Annotated in this window: 11 protein-coding genes and 3 pseudogenes; 8 read left to right on the forward strand and 6 right to left on the reverse strand. The window is 35.9% G+C overall.

The features are described from left to right. From EKM61_RS10660 to EKM61_RS10680, 5 genes and pseudogenes are all read left to right on the forward strand, one after another. Nucleotides 1–256, forward strand: a pseudogene (locus EKM61_RS10660) (replication initiation protein); the annotation flags it as partial. Next, nucleotides 249–815, forward strand: coding sequence for a helix-turn-helix domain-containing protein (locus EKM61_RS10665; RefSeq protein WP_014271904.1), 567 nt, complete (start codon nt 249–251; stop codon nt 813–815). The pseudogene EKM61_RS10660 and the gene EKM61_RS10665, both read left to right, overlap by 8 nt. Next, the gene (locus tag EKM61_RS10670; RefSeq protein ID WP_068377415.1) at nt 803–2014 is read left to right on the forward strand and encodes a restriction endonuclease subunit S; all 1212 of its coding nucleotides are present in this window, start codon (nt 803–805) and stop codon (nt 2012–2014) included. The genes EKM61_RS10665 and EKM61_RS10670 overlap by 13 nt, the downstream gene beginning before the upstream one ends. A gap of 19 nt (nt 2015–2033) precedes the next feature. Next, nucleotides 2034–2417 carry a restriction endonuclease gene (locus EKM61_RS10675; RefSeq protein WP_057878255.1) on the forward strand — a complete coding sequence of 128 codons (384 nt, stop codon included), beginning with the start codon at nt 2034–2036 and terminating at the stop codon, nt 2415–2417. A gap of 42 nt (nt 2418–2459) precedes the next feature. Continuing rightward, complete coding sequence (locus EKM61_RS10680; RefSeq protein ID WP_057878254.1) at nt 2460–3572, forward strand: MrcB family domain-containing protein; 1113 nt, start codon at nt 2460–2462, stop codon at nt 3570–3572. 123 nt (nt 3573–3695) lie between these two features. On the opposite strand, the gene EKM61_RS10685 is transcribed toward EKM61_RS10680, so the two are convergent. Together EKM61_RS10685 and EKM61_RS10690 are read right to left on the reverse strand one after the other, a co-directional pair. Next, on the reverse strand, nt 3696–4043 hold the full coding sequence (locus EKM61_RS10685; RefSeq protein ID WP_024002471.1) for a type II toxin-antitoxin system PemK/MazF family toxin: 348 nt from the start codon (nt 4041–4043) through the stop codon (nt 3696–3698). Next, entirely contained in the window at nt 4043–4306 is a 264-nt protein-coding gene (locus tag EKM61_RS10690; RefSeq protein ID WP_057878253.1) for a type II toxin-antitoxin system PrlF family antitoxin, read from the reverse strand. Before EKM61_RS10690 ends, EKM61_RS10685 begins: the two co-directional genes overlap by 1 nt. Nucleotides 4307–4383: 77 nt before the next feature. On the opposite strand from EKM61_RS10690, the gene EKM61_RS10695 reads away from it, so the two are divergent. The 3 genes from EKM61_RS10695 (at nt 4384) to EKM61_RS10705 (ending at nt 5724) form a co-directional block, all read left to right on the forward strand. After that, entirely contained in the window at nt 4384–4971 is a 588-nt protein-coding gene (locus EKM61_RS10695) for a site-specific integrase (protein WP_068377418.1), read from the forward strand. Nucleotides 4972–5216: 245 nt separating this feature from the next. Next, complete coding sequence (locus EKM61_RS10700; RefSeq protein ID WP_021816943.1) at nt 5217–5426, forward strand: hypothetical protein; 210 nt, start codon at nt 5217–5219, stop codon at nt 5424–5426. Nucleotides 5427–5445: 19 nt separating this feature from the next. After that, on the forward strand, nt 5446–5724 hold the full coding sequence (locus tag EKM61_RS10705) for a hypothetical protein (RefSeq protein ID WP_068226384.1): 279 nt from the start codon (nt 5446–5448) through the stop codon (nt 5722–5724). On the opposite strand, the gene EKM61_RS12105 is transcribed toward EKM61_RS10705, so the two are convergent. From EKM61_RS12105 to EKM61_RS10720, 4 genes and pseudogenes are all read right to left on the reverse strand, one after another. Next, nucleotides 5714–5875: a hypothetical protein gene (locus tag EKM61_RS12105; protein WP_156406657.1), complete on the reverse strand. Its 162-nt coding sequence runs from the start codon at nt 5873–5875 to the stop codon at nt 5714–5716. The genes EKM61_RS10705 and EKM61_RS12105 overlap by 11 nt on opposite strands. Beyond that, nucleotides 5855–6596, reverse strand: a pseudogene (locus EKM61_RS10710) (filamentation induced by cAMP protein fic); the annotation flags it as partial. The pseudogene EKM61_RS10710 and the gene EKM61_RS12105, both read right to left, overlap by 21 nt. A 50-nt stretch (nt 6597–6646) precedes the next feature. Then, nucleotides 6647–6844 carry a hypothetical protein gene (locus tag EKM61_RS10715; RefSeq protein ID WP_054712554.1) on the reverse strand — a complete coding sequence of 66 codons (198 nt, stop codon included), beginning with the start codon at nt 6842–6844 and terminating at the stop codon, nt 6647–6649. A gap of 148 nt (nt 6845–6992) precedes the next feature. Continuing rightward, nucleotides 6993–7462, reverse strand: a pseudogene (locus EKM61_RS10720) (replication initiator protein A); the annotation flags it as partial.

Consider the following 7462-nt stretch of genomic DNA (forward strand, 5'->3'; position numbering starts at 1 on the left):
AAAGAAAGACGCTAACGACTTCTCACAAGGTCAATTTCAAGATGAACGTCAAAAACTCTTTAACATTCAGCATAATGCTGAATTAACAGAACAGGAAAAATGGCGCGCCATTGACAAGGTTAAGGGGCTAACTTTAGGCTCTACTGAGAAACAAGCATTGGCTGATAAACAGGCCGAGCACGATAAAAAAATAAGAGATCAAGCACGAAAAGAAGCACTTGCTGAACTCCGAAAGGGGTTTGGAAATAATGCCTAAAACAATTAGAGAACTTGCTGATGAATTGGGCGTTTCAAAGCAGGCTATATGGCAAAAGATAAAAAGAGATGCGTCAATCGATTTACGTCAATTTACATCAACAAAAGGCAATACTGTTTACGTTGATGTTGATGGGCAAAAAGCTATTAAAGCAATGTTCTCAAACAATTCGTCAACAAGATACCGTCAACAAAAAGATGATGTTGACGACAATAAAAAAGATGCGGTTGATGGACAAGATGAAGTGAAATTTCTTCGAAATTTAGTATCAGAAATTCAATCTGAAAAGAAAGAGTTACATAAGTTACTAGATCAGCAACAAAGATTGGCCTTACAGGACAAACAACTGCTCGAAGAATACAAAGCAGAAAACGACAGATTAAAAGTTCTCAAAATGCCCTCACAGGAAACAGAATTCAAACACTTAGACAATCAATATAAAGATGAAGTGAACGCTCTTAAAGAGAAGTTGGAAAATTTGCAGGAACAAATCAAAGTTCAAAAAAGGATAGAAGAACAAGAAAAACCAAGAAAATGGTGGGGACTATGGCGAAAATAGATGATTCAGTTAAAAAGAAAGTCCCAGAATTGCGATTTAAAGGATTCACGGATGAATGGGAAGAGCGTAAGTTAAAAGATATAGCTCAATTTAATCCTAAAACAGTTCTTCCAGATGAATTTGAGTATGTAGACTTAGAAAGCGTTGTAGGGACTGAAATGATCTCGCATAGAACTGAATCTAAAGATCAAGCACCTTCAAGGGCACAGCGTCTTGCACAAAAAGGCGATGTGTTTTATCAGACGGTTCGCCCATATCAAATGAATAACTATTTATATGATTTGCCTTATGATAACTATGTTTTCTCAACTGGTTATGCTCAAATGCGTCCTAACATTGATAGCTATTTTTTATTAAATAGTGTTCAAAACAAGCAATTTGTTCAACATGTTTTAGATAGAAGTACAGGGACTAGTTATCCAGCGATTAATTCAAGTGATTTATCAAATATTGAAATTCATGTACCGTCCAAACTTTCAGAACAACAAAAAATAGGGGCATTTTTCCAAAGTATAGACGACACTATCGCTCTTCATCAGCGTAAGTTAGATTTGCTTAAGGAACAGAAAAAAGGCTACTTGCAAAAAATGTTTCCAAAAAATGGCGCAAAAGTTCCTGAATCGCGATTTGCAGGGTTTGCTGACGATTGGGAACAGCGTAAGTTGGGTGCTATCACAGACTCTTTTTCTGGTGGAACTCCGACCGCAGGGAAAGCTGAATACTATGGCGGTGAAATTCCGTTTATCCGTTCGGGTGAAATCTCATCAGATTCAACAGAGCTTTTTATCACAGATGCTGGGTTAAATAACTCGTCAGCAAAGATGGTAGGGATCGGTGATATTCTTTATGCTCTATATGGCGCAACCAGTGGTGAAACGAGTATTTCAAGAATTAACGGGGCAATTAACCAAGCTATACTAGCTATCCGTCCAACTAAAGGTGACGATCCTTACATGATTGTTCAGTGGCTAAAAAAACAAAAAGAAACCATCATCTCAACTTATCTACAAGGTGGCCAAGGGAATTTATCCGGCTCAATTGTTAAAGACTTACTGATAACTTTGCCAAAAAACAAAGACGAGCAAGCTAAAGTGGGTTCATTTTTCAAACAACTTGACCAAACCATCACTCTTCAACAACGTAAGTTAGATTTGTTGAAAGAACAGAAAAAAGGCTTTTTACAAAAGATGTTTGTTTAGGGTCTAGAATTAATAAGTGATGGGGTATTGTGGAACTGATGGTCAGGCAATAACTACGCAAGCAACTAGAGACGGTGGAATTGATGGAGTTATCCAACAAGATGCATTAGGGCTACAAAATATATACATCCAGGTTAAAAGATACGCTAAATCAAATTCTGTAGGTTCTAGAACCATCCAAAGTTTTAGTGGAGCACTTCAGGAAAGAAGTGCAGGAAATAGTAATAGTGGTGTCTTTATAACTACTTCATCCTACACTCAAGATGCTTTAATATCCGCTAAACGTCTACATATAAAAGTTATTGACGGTGAACAATTGGCTAAACTAATAATTAAATATAAGGTTGGTATAAAAACCATCAATCAATTTCCAATTTATGAGATTAATAAAGACGACTTTTAATTCCCACCATTTCCATCAGGGTAATTTATAAGGAGAAAAGCTATGGATGACTTAAAAACCATAATAAGTAAAACTCTCAATCAATATCAAAATGCTAAACAAACATCTTTTAAAAATAATCGGTTAGCTAATTATTTTAGAACAGAACCCAAACGATATATAGAATCATATATAAAGCGGACAGGTTTTCATTTTAATTATGATATTAAGTCTTCTGTAGGGAATGGACGATGGGCAATTATTCCGTGGATTGTTTTATTCGATACTGATATATCAACTTCAGCAACTGAGGGTATCGATATTGCATATCTTTTTGCTGAGGATATGTCTAAGGTTTATCTTAGTCTGGCACAAGGATGGACATATTATCATAATGAATTTGGTACTAAAATAGGGCAAACTAAAATTAAAGCCGTTTCAAACTATTGGCGCAAGAATCTAAAACTAACCTCGAACACCTTTAATACTAAGGAAATCCATTTAATTAACCCATTAAAACGATATAGAACATCATTGCCACGAGGTTATGAACTAGGCAATATTATGAGTGTTGAGTATAATGCTAACAACCTTCCAGATAATCAAAAAATGGAAGATGATCTTGCGCTTATGATTCAAAGCTTAGAAGAACTAAAAAGTAAGCTTATTAATACTAAGGATATTGATTTAAGTAATAAATATATTCTTTCGAAATCAGTAATTACCAATAAACATAAAAATAACGAATACAAAAAAACACCTACTAAATGTGATTATGATCAACAGTCAAAATCTAATAAAATAACAGGCTTAAAGGGGGAGCGATATGTTGTAGAATATGAAAAGAGTCAGCTTCAAGGAAACAAGAAACTTCAATCAAAGGTTGAACAAGTCTCTGTTACTCAGGGAGATGGTTTAGGGTATGACATTCTTTCCTTTAATCCCGATGGTTCTGAAAAGCATATTGAAGTTAAAACAACTACTGATTCAGAGAATATACCGTTTTATATTTCTCAAAATGAACGCCAATACGCTAAAGAGGATAATTCATCATATTGGCTATATCGTGTTTACGATATTAATAGGGAAGCAAAATTAGAGAAGTATCATGGCAATCTAGAACAATATTTTAGTTTTGAACCAACTGATTATCTTGCTTTGAAGAAAGAAAATTAGAACTTACAGGGTCCATTTCTTACAAAATAACCCCTCAAAAACATTGAAAGAATAGCCCCCAATATCTATAATGTAGACATTGGGGGCTATTTTTTGTTTTTATCAATAAATAACATCTGCTTTTTAAAAAAATTGTTGGACCTTTGTACTAATCGAACTAATTTCTTGCTGAGATAAAGTGGCCACAACTTCGCCATCTGATCGTTTTGTTGGATCGACAGCACGGACATGTTGCAATAACGCTGTCCCGTGAATTTTCCCGTTATCTATCCTGATAAATAACGGCGATTTAGCATACTTTTCTTGGGTACGATATTTGTCAGAGGTACTGATTGGCACAACTAGCACCGTATTAAAATAGCGATTATAGTGATCGTTGCTGACAACTAAACACGGTCGCTTTTTCTTAGTTTCAGTGCCTTTAGCCGGATCTAAATTAATCCATAAAATCGCTCCTTGTTTTAATTTCATTAATCAAAGTCTTCGCTTTCTACGTCTTTACCCCAATCAACTTCTATCGTACTGAGATTTCCAAACTTTTTTTCTTGTTCATCAACAAGTTGCCATAGATCCGGTTTACTACGAACAATCATTACTTTACCATTTGGTTCAATCTGCCATTCAATTGTGTCAGTAGACCGAACTTTTAACAGTTCACGTACTGTTTTAGGAATTGTAATCTGATTTTTACTTGTGATCTTCGAGCTAACCTTAGTTACATTACCTGCACTCACAATATCATCTCCTTACTTTTTCCTTACAAAAATAATAACATAACTGCTTTAATATCTCAAGAAAAGGAGAAAAGACTATGCAACAAGTTGTCTTACCCATCAAAGATTCAAATATTCTCAAGGAAGTTCAAGATACGTTACTCAATAATTTTAAAGCTGGCCGTCGTAACTATACAATTTTTCAAGTTGGTAAAGCTACGCTACTAAGAGTCAGTGACGTCATGTGCCTAAAACAAACCGATATCTTTAATCCGGACGGTTCCATTAAACAAAATGCGTTTATTCATGATAAAAAAACTGGTAAACCTAATACGCTGTATCTTAAACCGGTTCAAACAGACCTCTTGTTGTATCGTCAATGGCTGCTTGATCATAAGTTACAATCTGAATGGCTCTTTCCTTCCATCCAACACCCAGAACGACATATCACAGAAAAACAGTTCTACAAAATCATGAGCAAAGTCGGCGATCTTTTAAGTATCAATTATCTTGGTACGCACACTATGCGTAAAACTGGAGCTTATCGTGTTTACACACAATCTAATTACAATATTGGTTTGGTCATGCACTTATTAAATCATTCAAGTGAAGCGATGACTTTAGCTTATTTAGGCTTAGACCAAGCAAGTACTGAAACCATGTTAGACCAAATTGATTTTGGTTAAATGGGTTTGCTTTTAGTTGTCGCTTACAGCGACTTCTGATACAGGTTTTAATGGGTTTAACACAACACAGCTTCATGTTGTGTGTAAGTGCGCATTGACCTCGTTTCACTCGTCCTGATGATTCCCCTAGATTTACTTATAGTTTATGCCTTCCGCTTCGCTATTTCAACTTTCATACTTTGACTTAACGTTCTCTGTATGATATAGTGTCGGCGATTATTTTTAATACGATTGGAGGGATCATTATGTCTCAAAGTAACTTAGAAAAACAAGAAGCCAAATTAAAACAGCTTAATCAAAAGATTAAAGCTGAAAAAAATAAAATTGAACAAAATCTCGGTAAGCAAATCATTAGATCAGCCAATTTGGATTATGGGACACTTACTACTCCACAGATTAAAATGATTGCTAAAAAAGTTGCCGCCTTTTTAAATCAAGCTCAAAATAACCGATAATAGTTAGGTGGTAATGACTATGCCTAATCAATATGAAAAACTAGTTGAGCAACAAGCGCGTTTAAAACAAAAAATTGAGCAAGAAGATTTTAAATTACGGCAATCTAAATACTACGAAAATCGGCAAGCCCGCAAAGCCCGTTCTCGCCGATTAATTCAAAAAGGGGCTTTGCTAGAAAAATACTTTCAAGCTGATAATCTCTCGGTCGAACAAACCGAAGAGCTTTTAAAAATATTTGCTGACTATGTTAACGCCCATAAACCGGATAAATTAAAAAACGATCAACCTAATAACTAGGCCGATCGTTTTTATTTTCAGGATTATTTTTTGGCTTAACTTCTAGATTGTTTTTAGCAAAGTCTTTGAGATGGTTTTGGGTTCTTTTACTAATCTCGTCTTCAACTAATTTAAGTTCTAATTTATCCGTTTTTTTTAGTTGCTTGTACATCTGGTTTAATTCATTAGCACTTAATTTTTTTGTTTGCTCGAATTTGTAATCCTTGAATACCATTATCATATGTCCACTGTTTAATTTTAGTCATGTCATTAGTTCGATAATAATTGGCAATTAGTTCGTTCCATTGATCCCACTTATCTAACGGCACATTGATTAAGCCTGCACCACCGTCAATCATAATTTTATTAGCACTTAAAGTCGCCGTCCTTTTGTTCCCGTCCCAAAAGATTTGTTGGCGCATATTATGATACATGACAGTCAATGCTTTATCAGTAATCGTCGTTCCTGGATCAGCCAAGATTTTTTGTAAAAAGGATTGTTCTTGTTTTTCGTTAATTAAAGGTGGTTCAAAAAAGTCTTCACTACCTAAATCAACTCCTCCTTTCCCTTGCCGTAATTCTCCCGGTACTAAGGCGTCTTCCGCTGCCACAATCTTGTTGATTTGTTTTTCCATGGTTAACGTTAAAGGGGAATTTTGAGCAGTGATATATTGCCACCCACGCTTTAAATTAACAATCGTCAAAACATCTTCAACAGGTACTCCTGCTACGCTCATACCGTCCATAATAGTTTGTGTTTGTGGCAAAGTGGTATTAACGCCTTCAAAACGAGCATTAGTATGCACTAACTTGGTAAAGTTTGCTCGGGCAAACCGTTGGTTTTCTGCAGCTGTGAATTTATACTTGTCCATATATGTTCGAGTTTTAGCCATATTTTGTGCCTCCTTTCTATTTCAGTCACTGATTATTTGACCTGTCCATGTTAAATCACAAAATGCTTTTCGTTGATAATTTGCTCTTGGCGTTTATCTAAGAGGTAAGTGTGTAACGCGTCAAACAGCTTGCGTTTATCAGGATCTGGATTATGGGCTGCTTGTTCCCAAATGTCTTGAATATTGACTGCCCAGGGGTCAGCCAACAATTGATCAATTGTTTCGATTTCTTTGCTGGGTTTGGTCATTTAAAAAGCTCCTATCCCGTTTTCTAGCTCAGCTATCGTCAATTCGGCCACTTAAGGCACCTATTTTTACTTCTAAGCGATTTTAAAGCAGTCTTAATATAATTATGCATGTAACACTTAAAACGGCTTAAACGAGCCCATATGACGTTTAATTCCAAGAACGCTCATTGTCAGTGTTCTGTTCTTCGGGGTGTTTGGCCGCATATTCTCTAGCCGCTTGTTTATTCCACCAAATGCCAAACAGGTTCTGCATAGTACCGTATAAGTAGTTCTCCACGTTCTTGATATGGTTCTCATTGCTTCTAAGGGCGTTAAAGTAGCGTCTCAAGGCTTTAGTCATCAAAGGTTTAAGTTCTTCATCGTCCAGTGGGATTAGAACCCCAATATCTTGATGATCCTTTTCAACTCGATATTTAGCATTCAGGATGATACCAATAAACCGGCGCATTTGTTGCGGAGTTCGGCACCAGAAGCTAAGTAATTGCACGGCTTCTGGTTCTAAGAAAACCGGTAAGCCACTGTCTTCATCAGTTAAGAAGTTATTAGCATGGTTCACCAAATCCTGGTTTTGCTTTTGAATTTCTGCTGGTGAGAAATTGGCTGTGGAAAAGTCCAACT

Origin of the sequence: Loigolactobacillus backii (assembly GCF_003946275.1) — a bacterium.
Taxonomy (GTDB): domain Bacteria; phylum Bacillota; class Bacilli; order Lactobacillales; family Lactobacillaceae; genus Loigolactobacillus; species Loigolactobacillus backii.

What these genes read in the sequence shown, in the direction of transcription:
- EKM61_RS10675 (WP_057878255.1), top strand. Translation starts at nt 2,034, where the DNA reads ATGGGGTATTGTGGAACTGATGGTCAGGCAATAACTACGCAAGCAACT.
- EKM61_RS10680 (WP_057878254.1), top strand. Translation starts at nt 2,460, where the DNA reads ATGGATGACTTAAAAACCATAATAAGTAAAACTCTCAATCAATATCAA.
- EKM61_RS10695 (WP_068377418.1), top strand. Translation starts at nt 4,384, where the DNA reads ATGCAACAAGTTGTCTTACCCATCAAAGATTCAAATATTCTCAAGGAA.
- EKM61_RS10705 (WP_068226384.1), top strand. Translation starts at nt 5,446, where the DNA reads ATGCCTAATCAATATGAAAAACTAGTTGAGCAACAAGCGCGTTTAAAA.
- EKM61_RS10670 (WP_068377415.1), top strand. Translation starts at nt 803, where the DNA reads ATGGCGAAAATAGATGATTCAGTTAAAAAGAAAGTCCCAGAATTGCGA.
- EKM61_RS10685 (WP_024002471.1), bottom strand. Translation starts at nt 4,043, where the DNA reads ATGAAATTAAAACAAGGAGCGATTTTATGGATTAATTTAGATCCGGCT.
- EKM61_RS12105 (WP_156406657.1), bottom strand. Translation starts at nt 5,875, where the DNA reads ATGTACAAGCAACTAAAAAAAACGGATAAATTAGAACTTAAATTAGTT.
- EKM61_RS10700 (WP_021816943.1), top strand. Translation starts at nt 5,217, where the DNA reads ATGTCTCAAAGTAACTTAGAAAAACAAGAAGCCAAATTAAAACAGCTT.
- EKM61_RS10665 (WP_014271904.1), top strand. Translation starts at nt 249, where the DNA reads ATGCCTAAAACAATTAGAGAACTTGCTGATGAATTGGGCGTTTCAAAG.
- EKM61_RS10715 (WP_054712554.1), bottom strand. Translation starts at nt 6,844, where the DNA reads ATGACCAAACCCAGCAAAGAAATCGAAACAATTGATCAATTGTTGGCT.